Below are 19,523 nucleotides of genomic sequence, written 5' to 3' on the forward strand. Positions count from 1 at the left end.
TCTGTTACTTTTTCCAGTTCATTATGCTTATCCATGGCGTTCCCCCACTTTGTCCATTTCTTTATCTGTTTCTTATTCGACAAATGGTTCATTTTTCCTTGCCAAGGGCTGCTAAGAACTTTGATTCAACTTATATAGTTTAGTGTTGACAGTCCAAAGTTTTACAGGCAACAGACCTGTGAACATATTCCCAAGGTTGAGCTAACGGAGATAATAAAATACGGAGTAAGCAGTCGAATCTCGTTCACCAACTAATGAAGTATAAAAGTCTAGATTCTACTGGATACCAAGTTGTTTTGCTTGGCAGGAACAGATATTCTCTAATATCTTGAAGCAAATAAGAAGTAACCTAGACGTCATAAGGCTCCCTAAATTTATGTCTACATGCATCAGGACTGCTTTCATTCTCTGTACCTGACTTACACACAGTCCCATATAGGCAAGCACAAAAACGATCCAGTTTTTCTAATTTTCGCTTATTTATGCTCATAAACTAATTAATATAGTTAGATTAGCGAGAGCATCACCGTTAAATGTTTGATAGATGTTCTTCTCTGCATTCATATGTATTCTTAAATATTTTAAAGCGTGCTCAATTTCTTTTTGTCTTTCCTTGCTTTCAGTGATCAAACATAGTCAAACATCATTTAGTACAGCAAAAGATTAAATACTCAAATATCAATACGCCACACTGCATAAATATACATTAATGTATATTTATGCAGTGTGGCGTATATCGGCTTATTTTATCGTTTTCTTTGATCCAATTTTATCATCATTTATACAATTTAGCAGCTTTCATGATTCATCACAACGCAACAACGGAATAGACTTGTCCTCACTACTTACGAGCAACGGCTATATCCGCAGTTCGCGCACGTCTTGCAGCCTTCCACGTTCAAGAGCGAGGCCGTGCCGCAGGAAGGGCACAGGTCCCGAGACGTTACTTCGCCCTTCGTTGACTCCTGACCGATGACCGGTGCGGCGATCGTCGCCGCGATTGGCGCGGGATCGGTTGCGGACCCATGGTCGCATGTCTCCTGCAGATGAATCTCCAGCGCCTTCGCCACGGCGTCGGCAATCGATTCTACGCGATTGGCGCCGAACCCGATAGCACCAGAGCCGCCGATGCCTTTCAAGTGCTTGATGAGCAGCTCGACCTTGTTGCCATGATCCCCGTAACGCAGGAACAGGGAGCATACGCGGCCAAGCGCTTCCGCCATCGCGAATACGTCCGATCCGGCCTTCCCTACATTCAGGAAGATCTCTCCCGGAATTCCGTTCAAATCGTTGATCGTAATGTACGCCATACCGAACGGCGTATTAATCTTGTACGTCGCGCCGCGCAGCACCTGCGGACGACGCTTGTAGACGTTATTCGATCCGTTGTTTCCGCTCAACTCTGGCTGAGATGTAACGGTAATGGTTTCCGATGTCGAGATCGAGCTGGAGGCCGCCTTCTCTGTCTCTTGAGCTGCATCTTCGGATGTCGCAGCGGCCTCCGCCTTACCTTCTTCCTTCTTCTTATCTCCCTTGTCTGTAGAGAGCACTTGAACGTCACGGCTGCCGTCACGATAGATCGTGACACCTTTGCAACCGAGATCGAACGCCAGCTCATACAGATTCTTGGTCTCTTCTACGGTAAAGTCATTCGGGCAGTTCGCCGTTTTCGAAATCGAGCTGTCCACCCAGCGCTGGATAGCCGCCTGCGCACGAATATGATCCTCAGCGGACAGATCCATCGCCGTAATGAAGTAGTCAGGCAACGGTTCGCCCGGATGCGCGTTCATCCATTCCTGCGCAATCGGCACGAATTGCTCGTCGAAGCCGAGACGGCTCTGACGGAAATATTTAAATGCAAAGTATGGCTCAATCCCGGTTGATGTGCCGACCATCGTGCCTGTGCTGCCTGTCGGCGCCTGCGTAATGACGGTCACGTTCCGCATGCCGTTCGCGCGAATCGCTTCCCCTACTTCTGGATAGACGTCGACGATATTCTTCATGAACCCGCTGTGAAGATATGGTTCCGTCTCGAATGCCGGGAACGAGCCCTTCTCCGCCGCAACTTCAGACGAAGCCAGATACGCTTCGCGTGCGATGAAGCCGAACAATTTATCGAGGAACTCCAGCGATTCCGGACTGCCATAACGAACACCGAGCTTAATCATAAGCTCAGCCAGACCCATGGAGCCGAGGCCGACACGGCGCTCGTTCTGCTGGTTCTCTTTATTTTTCTCAAAATGGTACGGTGTCTTGTCGATGACGTTATCCAAAAAGCGCACGGCATATCGCGTAACCATCGACAGATCGTCCCATGCGACATCATCGTTGTCTTCGTCGTAGAACTTGGACAGGTTGATCGCGGACAAGTTGCATACGCCCCAAGCCGGCAGCCCTTGCTCGCCGCACGGATTCGTACAGATGATCGGGTTAAAGTACCAGCTGTTCGACATTTGGTTGTAGTGCTCCATGAACACGACGCCAGGCTCCGCCGATTTCCATGCGGACTCGATAATCGTATGCCAGATTTCGCGCGCCTTTACGGTACGATACGGTATAACCGCCCTGCCTGCCTTTTTCCATTTGTCCAAATCGCCGTCCCACAGCTCGTCATACTCCGGATCCGCTGTATCCGGGAACACCAGCTCCCAATTCAGATCTTCCTTCACGGCTTTCATGAAGTCGTTGCTCACGCAGACGGACAGGTTGGCGTTCGTCACTTGACCCATCGTTTGCTTCACTGTTATGAAATCGAGTACGTCGGGATGCCAGTCGTTAATCATGAGCATGAGCGCACCGCGCCGGCTGCCGCCTTGCTCGATCAAGCCCGTCGTGTAGCTGAACAAGCCGCCCCAAGATACGGCGCCACTCGAAGAGCCGTTCACGCCGCGCACCATGGCGCGCCGCGGACGAAGCGAAGACAGGTTAATGCCGACCCCGCCGCCGCGGGCCATAATTTCCGTCATTTCCGATAAGGTTTCCATTATGCCGCCACGGCTATCCTTCGGCGAAGGTATTACATAACAGTTAAAGAGCGTAAGCTCCTCGCTTGCCCCTGCTCCAGCCGCAATGCGTCCGCCCGGAACGAGCTTCCAGTCATCCAATATATAGCGAAACTTTTCAGTCCATTCGGTTTGTTTTTCCGGAGTTGCTTCTACCGATGCCATCGCAGACGCGAGTCGGTCCCACATTTCTTCCGGCGTTTTTTCGATCGTTAGCGTCAGCTTCTCTACCGTGGATTGCACCACTTCGCCGCTGCGCACCTTGACCGATACAAAACGTCCGTCACGCGCAATTACTTCACCGACTTCTTTGGCTGGGAACTTCGGATCGTCCTTCGTCAACACCAATACGACGTCACCGACCTTCGTATTGTTCGTGTCCGCTTCCTTCCATGCGTAGCGATCCAAAAATATTTTTTCGCTTAGCCCTTCCAAGCGTTGCTTCTGCACCGTTTTCAAAGAAAACAACCTCCTAATTCAATTTCACTGTAAGCACACTTGTAATCAAACCTCTCGATATTGTATGTATCTTCCACAATATATTGTGTGCGAAAATCATTGTACTATACTATATATAGAATTTCTAATGTAAAAAGGTGAAATAACCCGCAAAGAATGGAGACTGAGTTTGCCAAGCTTCTTTTTTCTCTATGAATCTCCCTTTTTTACTCCTTGCACTCTGTCCATTTTTGCGTGCAATCCACCTTCAACTACATCCAATCAGGTTATGAAACCTTCGAAAAAGGACCATACTACAGCTAAAGCAAGGAGGTCGAGTGGATGCCAACGTACGAATCGCCGAAATCCAATACTGTGCAGCCCGTAACCAACAATGCGGCGCCCGTATCTTCCATAAATGCTGCGTCTGCAATGGAAATCGCGCGGCAGCCAGACGGAGACCATGTACATGATGGTCATGCGAGTGCTGCTCATAGCTTTGCCCAGATCGCAGCCTCGTCCCAAGCGACGAAGCCGTCGCTTGACGCCTCAGCTCCCGAACCGCAGGAATCCCTGTCGGCGCCGGACAGGCTAGTCGGCCAAGTACCGCTCTATCTGGATCACGAATGGACGGAAGATTTGTCTGCAAGGCTCGAGAAGAACGGCCCGTGGGATGACTTCACGCTGTTTCAACTTGCCTATGAAGCCGAGCAAGCGAAGCGGATTCACGCCTTCGACGAGTTGCTCTGTCTCTCGCATGTCCAAAACGTCGAGCCGCTGCCCCATCAAGTGGAGACCGCCCGCAAAGTGCTGCACGAGATGCGGGGACGCGCCATACTCGCGGACGAAGTCGGGCTCGGCAAGACGATTGAAGCCGGGCTCGTGCTAAAAGAATACATGATTCGCGGTCTCGTCAAACGCGTACTTATTCTGGTGCCTGCATCGCTCGTCCTGCAATGGGTGCGGGAGCTGAATCATAAATTTGGCATCCCCGCCATCGCGCAGAAGAAAGCATACCAGTGGCAATCAGATGTCGTCGTCGCCTCAATGGATACGGCCAAGCGCGATCCGCATAAAGCATTCTTGATGGAGCAAGAATTCGACATGCTCATTATCGACGAGGCGCACAAGCTGAAAAACCGCAAAACGACGAATTACCAGTTCATCCAGCACTTGCGCAAGAAATATTGCTTGCTGCTGACCGCCACCCCCGTTCAGAACGACATGAACGAGCTATATAACTTAATTACGCTGCTGAAGCCCGGTCAGCTCGGCGGACAAGACGAATTCAGCACTAATTTCGTGGCCGATAAGCGGATACCGAAGAACGAGAACAAGCTCCAGACCGAGCTGTCCAAGGTGATGGTCCGCAATCGGCGCGGCGAAGGCAGCGTGCAGTTCACGAAGCGCATCGTCAAGAATGTGCCGCTGACGCTGTCTCCAGAGGAGCAAGCGCTGTACGAAGGCGTGACCCGCTTCGTCAAAGAGCAGTATCAAGCGAACGGCGGCGATATCGGCAGCATGTTCTCCCTCATTACGCTGCAGCGGGAGGTATGTTCAAGCCGGGATGCCGTATTTTTGACGCTGGTCAACTTGTCGAAGAAGCTGCCGGAGGATTCGCCAGTGCGGAACCATATATGGGACTTAGTCGATCTGATCAAGGGCATCACCGCGAATACGAAAGCCGAGACGGCCATTCAGCTCATACGCGAGATGAACGAGAAGGTCATTGTCTTTACCGAATACCGGGCGACACAAGAATATTTGCTGCAATATTTTCGCAAGCACGGACTCGTTGCGGTACCATACAGCGGCGGTATGAATCGCGGCAAAAAAGACTGGATGATGGATCTGTTCCGAGGCCGCGCCCAAGTGATGATTGCGACCGAGGCCGGCGGCGAGGGCATCAATCTGCAGTTCTGCCATCATATGATCAACTTCGATTTGCCGTGGAACCCGATGCGCGTCGAGCAGCGCATTGGCCGTGTCCACCGTCTCGGGCAAATGAACGACGTGAAAATATACAATCTGTCCACACATGGAACGATTGAGGAACACATTCTTAATCTCCTCCATGAAAAAATCAATATGTTTGAATTGGTCATCGGCCGCCTCGACATGATTCTGGAACGCTTCGAGAAACAAGATTCGCTGGAACGAAGCTTATCCCGCATCCTGCTGGAAGCCGGTACCGAGGAGGATATTAGACAACAGGTCGACCGCCTTGGACATTCACTGAACTCCATTCGTGAGGAAGTGGAGACGGAAAGCGGGAATTCGACGGAGGCCCTAGGCCAGTTGCTTGATCAAATAAGTACGGAAGCGGAGGCCTAATAGATGAATACCGAACAAGTCCGCCGTTATGTTATGCGCTACTTAGAGGCAACGGACTGCCATATCCTCGAGAAGTCGCCCGCGCACACGACCGTGAAGCTGTCCGAACGCGCCGACCGCGTGCTGACGAACCGCCCCTATTATTGGGGCTTTGTCGATCGCACGGGGGCAGAGCCGGAAACGATGCGCTTCACGTTCGTGTTCGACCCGGCGGCAATGCCGCAGGAGCCGCCGCGAGGCCCTGGCGGCGCACCTATGGCGCCAACTGCGGGTGCCGCGGCGCCATATGCTGCCGTGCCGGCTGCGGCTCCCGGCAGCACGCCCGCGGCGGGCGCTGCCGCCGCAACGCCGCCCGTGCCCGGCACGGCGCCGGATTCGCCTGCGATCGCGCCCGGGGATTCCATCCTCGGGCGCTACTTCGGCGTGGCGCCGGCCTTCACGGGCGGCGGGGGCGGCCCCGGGCGCATTCCGCGCGAGGATGTCACCCACGGCAGCCGCCGCCTCGAGCAGATTATGCAGGCCGCCCACAGCGAGGGCCGCTTCGTCAGCCTGTTCGTGGAGCCGGTGGCGGACGAGGCGGCAGCGCGCCCGGCACGAGGCACGCGCCGTTCTGCCCCTTACGAACCGTGGCTGCTGCTCAACCTGAAGCTCGAATTCGCCTGCGATCTGAAGCGCGAGGAAATTCACAGCTACGGCATTTCGCTCGTCAGCGGCAAAATGCGCACCTCTTATATGGAGGAAGTGCTTGCAATGCAGCTTACGCCGAAGCTGCCGCCCCACGTGCATGTGCTGCCTTGGCGTATGACGATCCAACAGGCCCGCTCCACTGTCGAGGAGCATCTTGTCGAGATTATTTCACGCTATGACGACACTTGGGCAAGCGAAGCGAGCGCAAGACTCGAGGAAGAGCTTGCCAGGCTCGCTGCCTACTATGAGCCGCTGCTGCAGGAGACGGCCGCAGAGAAGCGGAGTACACGGGAAGCAGCGGAGACTGAACCAACAGACAAGCTGACTCAAATCAAACAGCAATACGACATGAGGAGTCAGGAGCTTCGCTGGCAGTTCGAACCGAGGATACACCTGTCGCTTATTAATGCCGGAGTGATTCATGTGCCGTCGACGGTGACGCGATAATGTTGGATTCTACACTTTCGATGTTCCCTATTGTATGCGCCGACAAAAGCTCTGTCTGACCATCCCCGCACTTTTCGCTTAATCGCCGAATATATGCGGGGAAACGTCAGAAAGCGGCAAAAATAGAACTGTTCCGAACGGCCTCTCGAAACGATCGTCCGACAGTCTTTTCAGAGCTTGTCCGCTACAATGAAATGGTTGAAACGTACCGCAGGTTGGTTAATAGACGCACAAATAGAAAAAAGGCCGGACAAACTATTATTTTGGAACATAAGAGAGGTGAACGATCATGAAAAAACAACCGTGGTGGACCCAGTTCGCGAGACTGACGACGGCAGCGGCACTTACCTCGCTCGTTGCGGGCGGCGTCACATGTGCCGTATTGATCGCATCGAACAAATTAAGTTCCTCGGGCGAAACACTTCCGCCCATATCGGTATCGAAAGCGCATTCTACCGCTCAACTAGCCGAATTCTCACTCACGACGGAGCCCGCTTACTCCAGCACTAATCTTCAGCTTATATCTGACGGCTCACAGTTGCAGGCAGAGCAGGATGTGATAGGACCAACAATTAACGAAGCGGTCCAACAATATAAAGCCCAGTTGGCGAAGGATAAGCCATTCGAAGCATGGCGTCAAGCGATGACCGAGTTAATGCCGTTAGGTCCGGGGATGCACGGTTGGTTCGTTCGCATCATGGATCACGATAAGCAGATTGGCTACATGATATTGCAAACGACCAACAAGGGTGAAATACGCTTAGAGGAATATGGGCAAGGAGAGAACCTGCCTTACGATGAGGTGACATTGCACCAAGCCATTGCCGATGTGCTCCAATCTGGTGACTTAGGAGATAAGACAGTGTCGAACGTTCAACCGTTGTTCTTGCAGCCGCTCTTCACGGTCTGGCGCGTAGACTGGCAGGATGGCACGGCAGGTTGGTTGGATGCGCAGAGCGGCGAATGGCTGCCAGAGCAATTCAATCCTGATATTAAGATCAACTCACAATCCGTAATGAACAATACAGAGCCTGCCCAACTTACCCATATGGCGAATGACCGCCTACAGATTGCAACTTCGCATGACAGAAAGCTGCTCTCCGAAAAGGCAGATCGGATAGATCAGGCAACACCATCGCCCAGCCGGATGCGCAAACCATTCGATCCATACGGGAACATTTTATGGATGGCGGAGCAACCGCAAAAGCGGCTCAGCGGTAAAGTTCCGGACAACTTTCAATTCAAACGATGGATTTATGTACAGCAAGACGCAAGCACATCTGTAAATCAGCCATACGCGCTTATCGGAATGCAGCAGTGGCAGCAGTCTCCCCTGACCTCACTCTTTACCGATACCAAGGAGTCACTCACGGCCAGCACGTATATCGTTGTAAATTCAGCCGATATGAAAGCATTGCGTTGGATTTCGGCAGACAACGCGCTGCAGCACGGATCCTTCATACCACAGTCCTAACAAATTATGCAAAAGGCCCTCTTTTCGAAAGAGTGCCTTTTTTAACTTTAAGTAATGTTTATGTTGTATGAAGCGATTAAGCGAAATCAAACATTCCTATGGCGATAAAACCTGTTACTAATGCAGTCGATCATCTTTGAAAGGACTCGATATAGGTATTCTCATCTTTGCTGCTGTTGTGAAGATGATTTTGAGGATTTCGAGGAAGATTTCCACCAGCGAACGAGCGTAAGCTGGCTGACTCGCTTATACAGCGGCTTGCTTGCATTTCTCCATTGACCGACCCACATTTTCATACCGAGCGGCATCATTCCGAACCATTTCGTTCCCCATGGCTCTTTCACACGATTTTTCCGTTCCATTTTACGCTCCCGCCGCGCTTCCACCGGTGTGTCGATATATGTGACGACGCGCTGTGTAATGAATTTAATTAAATCTTCACCTTTAGCCACAGACGGTCACCTCCTTTAACACCTCATCGTAGCTGCATGGACTCGTCCCTTATTAGCATCCCCATCATAAGCTTCAATCAAACCTTGCCCTTGTTCGAATGAAGGAAAGCATCGTTGTGCACGCTAAGTACAGAACCAATGCAGAAAGAAGGTTAGAGCCGTCGATGACACGAAATTCGTTGCCAAACCATCTCAAATGGATTATCGGAGCCTTGTGCGTGCTGCTGCTTGGCACTGCTGTTATGATGACCGGCACTGCTGTTTATGCCCATTCCACATCCATTCGCACCGATGAACAACATATCCTCCGCATACCGGACAATCATATAGCGGTCGATACTGTAATGCCGGGGGAACAACCGCTTCCTAATGTATTTCCTTCCAAATTAGTGCTGATTGATGCAGGTCACGGAGGAATTGACGGCGGAACGAGTCACGGCGACGTATTGGAAAAACATATTAATCTGGCCATTGCCCAGAAGCTGTATCTGCATCTGAAAGCGCGCGGGATTCCTGTTATTCTGAACCGGACCGGGGATTATGCGCTCAGCGATGACAATCGATGGTCTGCCACCCGTTCGAGACACCGCAAGGATCTGGCGCAACGGCGCCAATTAAGCGAAGAGATTCCCGTATCGATGTTCGTTAGCATTCACGTCAATTGGGCCAAAAATAATGCCGCACGCGGTCCAGTCGTTCTTCATCAGAACGAGGGACGGAGCCGTATGCTGGCAAGAATCATTCAGGACTCGCTGAATCCTATGTTCGGAACCCGGTTCGAACCAGAGTTTGGCAAGACCTACTACTTGCTTCGTCGTGTCCAGCAGCCTGCGGTCATCGTGGAGGCAGGCTTTATAAGCAATGCTCGGGATCGTGCCCTTCTTACTCATCCCCGTACACAAAGCCAAATTGCTGCCCGGATAAGTGATGCGATCGTTCATTACCAAGCACTGTTCTAATACTTATTTCATCGTCTGCAAGCAGAAGCGCCCTCTATCGCAATCATCGTAATGGACGAGAAGGGCGCTTTTCATTTCATTTTTTTTGATTCGTCTTTGACTCCAGTTCTTGAAGCTGCTGCTTTTTTACCAAATATGAGATGTGCACGAACGCAGCCTTCTTCGAAATTCGGGGCACGTATTGACGAAGCACTAGCGCTGTCTTCAATCCCGGTCTCCCTACATGGCCAATCGTTACACAAGAATCGTGCTGGGCTAGATGATCTTCCAGCAGCCTGCATTGCTTCACGATATGGGACTCTTTGTACACATCATCTAAGAATAGATGATTTTGGACGATAGGGATACCGATTTCTTTCCCGACCTCGCTTACGACGGAGCGATAATTCGTCTTGCTGTCCAGAAAATACAGTCCGCGCTCCTTGCACACCTTCAATACGAGCCGCATTACACGCCGATCCGCAGTCGCCTTGGATCCCATATGATTATTCATGCCTACCGCATGTGGAACTTCATCGATGGCTGCGTTGACGCGCCGTACAATCTCTTCATCGGATAAGCTCGTTAAGATTGCTCCCGGTCCAAGCCAGCTTGCCTTGCCTGAAATAGGCTCCATCGGCATATGGACAATGACCTCATGACCCCGTTGGTGCGCTCGTTCGGCATCCTGCTTCGTAGAGGGAAGAAACGGCATCACCGCGACCGTAAGCGGGATTGGCAGGCCAAGCATTTCCTCCGTTCCGGCCATATTATTGCCGAAATCATCAATAACTACCGCTGCCGTCCGCCCGGATACGGGTTCCAGAGAATGTGCAGGAGATGGAAGCGGATTATGTAACTCGTCCCTGCCTTTTGCCCCGGCCGCTCCACCGGATCCAAGCCCTGCCCAGAGTACGAACAGAGCCGTACTGATTAAAGCGTATTTGCGCCACTGATTGCGCAACATACTCATCGACTTCAACATACGCTGCCTCCCCAAATAGTCACCTCACGAGATGAGGCTGTTCATTGCTTCCATACTAATATGCGCCAACCAAGGCCAAGCTACTCTGATACCTGTATACAAACATGAATAAACCCCTTAGGATGTATATCCATAAGGGGTTATTATAGTTCCTGATTCATATGCTCACCCAATACTGTGAAATAAGATGCGGGAACGGACGATAAAGACCATCCGTGAGATGATAGCTCTACCTAACAATATTCTGACTTATACGACGGTTTACGCTGTACGTTGATGTACATATTGCAAAATAACATAGCCTTCAATGACACGGAATTGAATCACCCCGGATTTCTCCATCTGGCTCAACACGTTGGTCAACGCGTCGATCGCTTCAGAGATCACTTCCGGTTCAATACCTCGTTGATCATGAACATAGCGCGTGGTCAACGCTTCACGGTAAGGTGTGGACAATTTCGCACATGCAATGTGTAAAATCATCTCCTGCTCTTTCGCACGATGAATCGCGTGACGAAGCTTATCCTGCTCGCGGCGACCTGCCAAGTTCTTCTTCACATCCTGCACATAAGACATACGGTACGACAAGCGGCGTTCGTTGAGCGCACGGCTCGCACGGTATCCTCCCATGTGATTCAACCAATTATTAACCAATACTGTATTCATTTGTAATTACCTCCAACTAAAAAGACCTACCGGCTGTACTTTATACGTAAGCCCTCCTCATTACGATATTCATTTAACCTGAAATCAAACATACGAAACAATAAACATAATACACAATCGGACCTATTCATTAGAAACTTGATTCAACGGAATAACGGACGCGTAGGGAAAATTCCGAAGGAGCGGTGGACAAGCTGAAATGATGGTGAAAGATGAAATTGTTCTGTTGAGGAAGTGCGCAACAAGTATGTACAACCTGTTAACTAAGTATTATACTCGCCCACTTCCAAGATGTCAAGCATATTTCCGCATCATCTCCTTTTTCACTCTAAATGGATTGAATCAGCTTCCTTCTTATCTGGCTCGTGATATTGAAATACTTCCTGGAACAAATCGTTCTTCGGCTTAGCTTTTGACGGCTTCACCAGACCATATTGCGCCAACAGCTTCTCGAGCTCTTCCACGGTAAGCGGTTTAGACTTGCTTGTTAACTCATAGCCCAGCTCACCGCTAATTTCGATTGTACCCCATTTGATGTCTTCCATAGATGATATGCCTTTCTCTCTCATCCTTGCTTCGAGCTGATCTACGGACATGCGCAGTCGTTTTAAATTGACGGGATCGAGCTGTCCTTCTTTTATGACAGGTGTAGCTTTTCCAATAATTATATTCTCAATAAAGTTAAATTTAATCGCCAAGTATTGAATGGTAATAAGCAATGCGACGAACAAGCATAACGTAATAATCGTTCTGCCTAATCCGTCCTCCGATACCGCGTGCCCTGTTACAGAAGCCATCGACAGCATCGTGATCAGCTCTAATCCCGTCATTTCAGATACTGTCTTTTTGCCAAGAATGCGCAACAAGCAAAACCCTACACTCAATATAATTAATGCCTCAAAAAAAAACATAACATCCCTCGCTCCACTTCATCTATGACGATGCCGAATTCCTGTTTATAGTTGGATTACAAATATACTGTACCCTCGAAGTCATATTTTTATCATCTATACCGTTATAGTTAGAGTTCTAATTAAATTGAAAAAAGATTTCAGCCGACTATGCTGAAATCTTATCGCTCTCGTTAGATTCGCTGTATGCTCTCCACAATTAATCCATGCCGGTGCTTCGCCGATCCGCTCACCCGGATAGGCACGCTCGTTCGTCCCGATATGATGTGGGTATGGCCGTCGGCTACTTGGGTTACTTGACGGAAACGGTGGAAATGGCGCGGCCCTTGACCATTGATCGCTGGTCCGGTAATACCGGAATAAGCATGCCGATGGCCATCGGCAATTCGGGTAATCCCGTTAAATGTATGCCGATGGGTGCCTCGTCCCGGAATAAATCGATCCGTTAAATTGCGAAACCGATGCCGGTGGCCCTGTGTCAACGACGTTCGGCCGCTCATGCGGTGTTGGAACCGCACTTGTGACGCATGGCCTTGTTTACACAAGCAGGACTGTTCTTTCGATTTAACTTTTCTGCTTAATCGATTTTCCAACCGTTCTCATCCCCCTACTTCGTATTTACACCCTATTTTACGAGCATACCGACTGCTTGGGAACGGCGATAGTCTACGTTCTGCCTAATTTATAGCGGCATGCCAGTGCATCCTAGGGAGTCACGAACATCGGCGTTCTTCCCCCCCATAACCCGGGAGCACACCGTTCATGTTTGCTGACATTTGTCATATCGAGAAGATGACATTACACACTAATGCGGCATGCCCTGCATTCGCTACAATGCATATGTAAGCCAGACGGATAAATAAAAGGATGATGAACAATGACATATGCAATCGAATGTAGGCAAGCAATGAAACAATTCGGCGGGAGGAGAGGCTTAATTAAATGAACTTAATATTTCTCGCTATCATTATAGGCGAAATAGCCTTTTGGATATTCTTGGTAAGCGAATTACTACTTCGATACGTATGGGGGTTAAATAAATTATCTATCATTTTATTAGCATCAACTCCGTTAATTGATATTTTTCTTTTGATTATCACATTTATCGATTTATCTAATGGTACCAAGCCACATTTTTTTCATGGCCTATCAGCAACGTATATCGGTTTTTCAATTACGTATGGTCATAAAACTATTAAATGGGCAGATCAATGGGCTGCTTATAAGTGGGCCTCTGGAGAGCGTCCTGAAAAAAAGAAGTTGCATGGTAAAGAGAAAGTAAAATATCAGTGGCGAGAATTCAGTCGTTTTTTTGTATGTGCTGTAATTATATTAACTCTGGTTGGAATAGCTTTTTTCATTGTTCCATTTGAAGATACTTTTTGGCTAATTTATTGGGTTGTGAATATTATAGGTACTGTGATAATTTGGTTAGTTTTCGGACCAGTTAAATCCATCCTAAATAATAAGTAACACCAGTTAACAGCATAAAATAGGGCATACACATATTTAACTAACGGGTTGCAAGATTTAAGAGCAAGGGATCAAAGGCTCATGGCGCCTGGAACATTCTTGTGAATAGCGCCCCTGCAGCGCTTGATTGGCTCATTCATACAGGCTGTGGAATCGTATTTATGATAATATCAAGTTATACCCTAAACAGACGGGAAGCGATGTAAGTGACTACATATAATTGGAGACCGTTTCCCGCGGCAGAAGGCTTCGTTCCGTACCTTCTTCTCGCCAACCTCATCATTCCATTATCATTCTTATTTCGCGAGCCTGTGCAGCGGTTGCTGCCCGGGCTTGCCTTGCTCGCTCTGTTCGTCATCTTGTACCGCCAGTTGTACTGGACGGTGCGATGGGTGCCGCTGCTGCTGGCGCTTCAAGTGTTGATTACATTAATATTGGCGGCTGTGTATCACCCAATGTATTCTTTTATCAGCTTCTTGTTTATTAACCAGCTCAGCCAACAAAAAACGGCATTCATCGTATCCATCGCCTCTGTATTCACGCTTGGGATGGCGGCATGCGCCGCCCCATATATCGGCACAGTCGGCTGGGAGCTATCGATCGGTCTGCTGCCGCCTTTGTTCGGTGTATTCAGCATGCTTCCGTTCACGATTCGGATTTATGCGCAATACAAGCAGATGGCAGAGCGACTACAGGCTGCAACAGCCCAAGTGGAACGTATGGCACAGCAGGAAGAGCGGCAGCGGATTGCGCGCGAACTGCATGATACGCTCGGTCACACGCTATCACTCATTGCCTTGAAGGCTGAGGTCGTAGAGAAGATCGTCCCCCGCGATCCGCAGAAGGCCGCACAAGAGGCGCATGACATTCGCCAGACCGCCCGGTCTGCGCTCAAGCAGATGCGGGAGCTTGTCACCGAGATGAAGGTGGTCCGTTTAGTAGAAGAGTTCGGTCACGCGCGAACATTGTGCGCAGCCGCGGGAATCGAAATATCGCTGCCAGAGCGGCTATCCGAATGGGACGAACGTGTCGATCCGGCAACGGCAGAGGCCCGATCGATTGCAGACGGTCCACTCCCGCTTACGGCACTGCAGGAAACGATATTGGCCATGTGCTTCCGGGAAGTGCTGACGAACGTTGTCCGTCATAGCCGCGCAGCCTCCTGCCATGTCGATCTTGAAGTAGAAGAAGGCTGCGTGCGGCTCGTCGTGAAGGACGACGGCATCGGACTTACGGCGGAACAGACTCTAAAAGCCAAGAGCAGAGGGCTTGCTGGATTACGGCAGAGACTGGCACTCGTGGATGGCAGCTTGGAGCTCGATTCCCATCCAGGCGTGGGCACGGAGCTGACGCTGTACATGCCATGCGTCATACGAAACGTGGAAAGCAGGTGAAGCAGTATGATCCGCATCATTTTAGGAGAAGATCAACGATTGCTGCGCGGGGCGCTGGCAACGTTATTATCACTCGAAGATGACATCGAAGTCATCGCCCAAGAAGAGAACGGCGAAGCCGCACTGGCGCTCATTAAGCAGCACCAGCCGGACATCGCCGTGCTGGATATCGAAATGCCGCTCATGACCGGGTTGGATGTCGCCGAAGCGATTAAGGAAAGCAGGCTGCCTTGCCAAGTCATCATCCTAACGACATTTGCCCGGCCGGGATACTTTCAACGGGCGATGGCAGCCGGCGTTGCCGGATATTTGCTGAAGGACAGTCCGAGTGATGAGCTGTCCGATGCCATCCGGCGCGTATATGCTGGCAAACGGGTCGTCAGTCCTGAGCTATCGCTTGCGGTATGGGATAATCCGTGCCCGCTCACCGCACGCGAACGCGAAGTGCTGCAGCTTGCGGCGCAAGGTCTGACCATGCAGGACATCGGATCCCGCTTGTATTTGTCGCACGGTACCGTCCGCAACTATATGTCAGAAGCCATCGGCAAGCTTGGTGCGAGCACGCGCATTGAAGCGATCCGCACTGCCCGCGACAAGGGCTGGCTCGACTGACGCACTCGGGGGAAGCGCCTGGCCGCTGCTGTTCATCCGGCGCTCCGCTTCCCTCGGCAATCGTTCGGTCGTTCGGTTATTCGATTGCTGATGCACTATTGTGCTGCGTTGTACTTAAAGAAGAAGTCACGTCCATCCACTGCAATGTAGAAGCTCAGCATACTTCCATCCCATAGACGGGTACCCATCTCTTCGTAATTCGGGCCTTGAAGCTTATCAGACAAGTACACAGGAGCCGTATCTGTCCCATCTATTGACAGAATCGCGATATCTGCACGATTATCTTCTCGTGTTACATCTATCGCAGCCCGTTCCCCGTTACCATCGAGTATCATCATGGAGGAATGCTCGGCACCAGCCAGCCAGCCGAACTTCTCAAAGCTGCCTTGATTCCAATCGTAGCTCATAAGACGCAAGCGGGATTGCTCACCCTGCCGCTGTTTCACGAGGAACCATATTTTCTTGCCGCTGGCTGATTCCCTATAGACGAGATTGGCGAAGCCTTCATTTTTCCAGCCATCATCCTGCGGCACCTGCTCCAGCTTGAATATGAGGTCCCCCTTCTGATCAGCTTCCGTCGTTGTCACGATTTCGCCGCTCCAGTCCGCAATTCGAATACTGCCCATCTCTTTCATCTCGTCGATTTTGTATCCATCTTTACTTTTCGTGAGGGTAAATTGCTTTTTCTCGACGGCGTAATACGGATCTTGATATGAATAATCGATCGCTGCAGCCACTACCGCCTTCCCCTTCGAATCTACGGATTTATTCAATATCGTGTAGCCGACCTGACGCGGCGAGGTCCCTTTTAAATATCCGGGATCATAGCGGAAGAAGCTATGCGCGTAACGTTCATCCCGATAAATCAACGCCTCGATCGCTCTGCCCACCACTTGCTCTGGCGCCAGCTCATGCGCGGACAACATATAGCGGACCAATTGGCGTCTCGTACTGTTCGTTTCCGTCACCTGATACAAGGCAATTTCCTTGCCATCGTTGCTCCAAGAAAGGTTCTGAAGCGTAAAATACGGTTGCTTTGCGCCCTCGCCTCCCGGAACATGTCTGGAATATGCTCGTAGCCGCCGCGCTCTGGATCGATTCCATAAGCCGTTTCAGATTTTCTGCGGTAATAATCAAAGTGTTAAACGATGGGAGGCCAGCATTTGTATCATTATCACATAAAGATTTCACACTCACTAACCAATTTTCACAGTATTCTATTTTTATGTCTATTTTTATCATATAAAGTAATAGATATAGAACCAAAGACTCATAAGCTCATGGTATAATATTCCTTACGTGAACAAAATGAGATAAGTTCATTTCATATTTGAGAATTGGAGGTTAGGGAAACGATGAGAGTAGAATTTCCTGTTACATTGGGAGAGGAAAATGATAAAATAATTCATTCCAATAGCGAGCCAATCCACTTTAGCGCGAACCTGAGCGGTTATGACCGTCTCGGCAGACGGGTAACGAACATTGTTGGTTTCGACGGAACGCACTTAATCAAGGAATGTCCTAAATGTGGAAGTGAAAAGACTAGCATTGAGTTCGGTTTGTCGGGACGAACAATGGAAAATGGCGAGGTACGGGATCAAAGCAACTGCACGAGATGCAGAGCTCATTATTCACGAATCGTCTGATGCCATATTCCATTTTTTCACGTCGGATGTTTTCCAATAAAATTATAAAAATTCGCTGAAGAACAATTTCGTAAGAAAACAGGAAGAACCGGATATCGGCTTAGACTACCCGGTTCTTTACCCTGTGCCCCAGTTCACATGTGGTATTACGTATTTTTCCTCCATGTATCTTTCAGTGGTACGATTCTATTGAATACCAGTTTATCGTTCGTTGTATATTTTTTATCCACACAAAAATATCCATGTCGAATAAATTGAAACTTATCTTCGGGTTGCGCTTTTTCCACGAACGGCTCGACAATACAATCCTTAACGATCAGGAGCGAATGAGGATTTATTGATTCATCCCAAGCTGGGCTGTCATCTTTCATGCGATCGTTATCCATTAACAGCTTCTCATACATGTGTATATCTGCTTTTATTCCGTGCTGCGCTGAAACCCAATGAATCGTCCCCTTCACTTTCCGTTCCGTAAAGCCGGTTCCACTCTTTGTTTTCGGATCATAGGTGCAGCGGAGCTCGGTTATTTCACCTGTTAGTTCGTCCTTGATCACTTCATTGCACGTAATGAAATAAGCCCCTTTTAACCGAACTTCTGCATGTAGAGTCAGTCTGTGAAATCCTTTGGATGGCTGCTCCATAAAATCATCCTTTTCAATATAAACAATTCTTGTAAAGGGTACATTTCTCTTCCCTAAAGCATCATTCTCGCTATTGTTATCAATGGTTACACATTCAGAATGGTTTTCTGGATAATTTGTGATCACCACTTTTAAAGGATTTACTACCGCCATAATACTGTTTACTTTTGCTTTTAAATCCTGCCTTACAGAATGTTCAAGCATAGCGATGTCAACCATGTTCTGATGTCTAATTAAGCCGATCTCTTCGATAAAGCTTCTTATACTTTCAGGAGTAAAGCCTCTTCTCCTGAGTCCGCGAATCGTAGGGAGTCTTGGATCGTCCCATCCGTCTACGTATTTCCCAGCAACCAATTGTTTTAAATATCGTTTGCTCGTAACAACACCTGTTATGTTCAGCCTTCCAAATTCCCTTTGTTGAGGAGCTTCACATATACTAAGCTCATTCATCACCCATTCATAAAGAGGACGATGATCTTTAAACTCGATGGAACATAAGGAATGCGTTATGCCCTCGATTGCATCTTGAATGGGATGAGCAAAATCATACATGGGGTAGATGCACCACGTCTTGCCCGTTCTGTAATGCTCCGCATGAATGATTCTGTAGATTACAGGGTCCCTTAAATTTATATTGGGAGAACCCATATCTATTTTAGCCCGCAGAACTTTTGCCCCTGAATGATAAATACCGTTCTTCATGTCTGTGAATAAATCGAGGTTATCTTTGACGGATCGATTTCTGTATGGGCTGTTCTTGCCAGGTTCCGTAAGGGTTCCTCTGTAAGCCGTTACTTCTTCTGGCGATAAATCGCAAACATATGCTTTTCCTTTCTTGATCAAAGCAACAGCCGCATTGAATATTTCATTCGAGTAGTCTGATCCATAAAATATATTGTCGCCCGGGCTGTAACCCAGCCAATTGATATCATCAATGATGGCATTCACATATTCCATATCCTCTTTTAAAGGATTCGTATCATCAAAGCGCAAATGAAACTTCCCTTTGAACTTTTTAGCTGTCATATAGTTCGTGTGTATGGCATACGCACTTCCAATGTGAAGGTATCCATTAGGTTCTGGAGGAAACCTTGTGCAAATATCTCTGTTATATGTTCCGGCTTGAAGATCGTCATGAATCAGCTTATCTATAAAATGTTCAGAGACAGTCTCATTTTCCTTACACATAGTCATACCCTCCTATTTATGGTCAATAGCAGTTCTATATTGTAAAAAACAAAAAAATCTCACCTCCAAGACTTAGCGTCTTGGGGACGAGATTCTCGTGGTACCACCCCAGGTTTATTAATATGTCGCCATATTAACCTCATCAAGTACGGCATTGCAATGAATGCTTATACTCTAGCTCTTTGACACTCCACACGGCTAAAGCCGTGGGATTCTTAGCTAGTTGGTGCTTCCG

Annotated in this window: 15 protein-coding genes; 7 read left to right on the top strand and 8 right to left on the bottom strand. The window is 49.1% G+C overall.

Translation table 11 applies throughout. The features are described 5' to 3' along the window. Positions 1-845 precede the first annotated feature (845 nt). A complete protein-coding gene (locus tag LQV63_RS30000) occupies positions 846-3,461 on the bottom strand; it encodes an adenosylcobalamin-dependent ribonucleoside-diphosphate reductase (RefSeq protein WP_233699458.1) in 2,616 nt (871 codons plus the stop codon). Between the two features lie 321 nt (positions 3,462-3,782). Here LQV63_RS30000 and LQV63_RS30005 point away from each other — a divergent pair, with 321 nt between their 5' ends. The 3 genes from LQV63_RS30005 (at position 3,783) to LQV63_RS30015 (ending at position 8,382) form a co-directional block, all read left to right on the top strand. After that, positions 3,783-5,774: a DEAD/DEAH box helicase gene (locus LQV63_RS30005; protein WP_233699459.1), complete on the top strand. Its 1,992-nt coding sequence runs from the start codon at positions 3,783-3,785 to the stop codon at positions 5,772-5,774. Between the two features lie 3 nt (positions 5,775-5,777). Continuing rightward, positions 5,778-6,908: a YqhG family protein gene (locus LQV63_RS30010; protein ID WP_233699460.1), complete on the top strand. Its 1,131-nt coding sequence runs from the start codon at positions 5,778-5,780 to the stop codon at positions 6,906-6,908. 289 nt (positions 6,909-7,197) lie between these two features. Next, positions 7,198-8,382, top strand: a complete 1,185-nt coding sequence (locus tag LQV63_RS30015; protein ID WP_233699461.1) for a phospholipid phosphatase — start codon at positions 7,198-7,200, stop codon at positions 8,380-8,382. 161 nt (positions 8,383-8,543) lie between these two features. Here LQV63_RS30015 and LQV63_RS30020 read toward each other — a convergent pair whose 3' ends face one another. Continuing rightward, positions 8,544-8,834, bottom strand: coding sequence for a YqzE family protein (locus tag LQV63_RS30020; protein WP_233699462.1), 291 nt, complete (start codon positions 8,832-8,834; stop codon positions 8,544-8,546). 164 nt (positions 8,835-8,998) lie between these two features. Between LQV63_RS30020 and LQV63_RS30025 the strand changes: the two genes are divergently transcribed. After that, positions 8,999-9,793 (top strand): N-acetylmuramoyl-L-alanine amidase family protein, encoded by a 795-nt coding sequence (locus LQV63_RS30025; RefSeq protein WP_233699463.1) that lies wholly within the window; start codon positions 8,999-9,001, stop codon positions 9,791-9,793. Between the two features lie 76 nt (positions 9,794-9,869). On the opposite strand, the gene LQV63_RS30030 is transcribed toward LQV63_RS30025, so the two are convergent. The 4 genes from LQV63_RS30030 to LQV63_RS30045 form a co-directional block, all read right to left on the bottom strand. After that, complete coding sequence (locus LQV63_RS30030; RefSeq protein ID WP_233699464.1) at positions 9,870-10,757, bottom strand: divergent polysaccharide deacetylase family protein; 888 nt, start codon at positions 10,755-10,757, stop codon at positions 9,870-9,872. 261 nt (positions 10,758-11,018) lie between these two features. Beyond that, positions 11,019-11,423 (bottom strand): hypothetical protein, encoded by a 405-nt coding sequence (locus tag LQV63_RS30035; protein ID WP_019424371.1) that lies wholly within the window; start codon positions 11,421-11,423, stop codon positions 11,019-11,021. 323 nt (positions 11,424-11,746) lie between these two features. Beyond that, complete coding sequence (locus tag LQV63_RS30040) at positions 11,747-12,334, bottom strand: DUF421 domain-containing protein (protein ID WP_233699465.1); 588 nt, start codon at positions 12,332-12,334, stop codon at positions 11,747-11,749. Between the two features lie 173 nt (positions 12,335-12,507). Further along, positions 12,508-12,927 carry a YmaF family protein gene (locus LQV63_RS30045; protein WP_233699466.1) on the bottom strand — a complete coding sequence of 140 codons (420 nt, stop codon included), beginning with the start codon at positions 12,925-12,927 and terminating at the stop codon, positions 12,508-12,510. Positions 12,928-13,276: 349 nt separating this feature from the next. Between LQV63_RS30045 and LQV63_RS30050 the strand changes: the two genes are divergently transcribed. From LQV63_RS30050 to LQV63_RS30060, 3 genes are all read left to right on the top strand, one after another. Continuing rightward, a complete protein-coding gene (locus LQV63_RS30050) occupies positions 13,277-13,807 on the top strand; it encodes a hypothetical protein (RefSeq protein WP_233699467.1) in 531 nt (176 codons plus the stop codon). A gap of 206 nt (positions 13,808-14,013) precedes the next feature. Beyond that, entirely contained in the window at positions 14,014-15,201 is a 1,188-nt protein-coding gene (locus LQV63_RS30055) for a sensor histidine kinase (RefSeq protein ID WP_233699468.1), read from the top strand. Between the two features lie 6 nt (positions 15,202-15,207). Continuing rightward, positions 15,208-15,813, top strand: coding sequence for a response regulator transcription factor (locus tag LQV63_RS30060; protein WP_233699469.1), 606 nt, complete (start codon positions 15,208-15,210; stop codon positions 15,811-15,813). Positions 15,814-15,908: 95 nt separating this feature from the next. Here the strand turns inward: LQV63_RS30060 and LQV63_RS30065 are convergent, their stop codons facing one another. Both LQV63_RS30065 and LQV63_RS30070 read right to left on the bottom strand, forming a co-directional pair. Further along, positions 15,909-16,790: a hypothetical protein gene (locus LQV63_RS30065; protein WP_233699470.1), complete on the bottom strand. Its 882-nt coding sequence runs from the start codon at positions 16,788-16,790 to the stop codon at positions 15,909-15,911. Between the two features lie 815 nt (positions 16,791-17,605). After that, complete coding sequence (locus tag LQV63_RS30070) at positions 17,606-19,288, bottom strand: glutamine--tRNA ligase/YqeY domain fusion protein (RefSeq protein ID WP_233699471.1); 1,683 nt, start codon at positions 19,286-19,288, stop codon at positions 17,606-17,608. Positions 19,289-19,523: the final 235 nt, after the last annotated feature.

The organism is Paenibacillus profundus (assembly GCF_021369635.1).
Taxonomy (GTDB): Bacteria; Bacillota; Bacilli; order Paenibacillales; family Paenibacillaceae; genus Paenibacillus_B; species Paenibacillus_B profundus.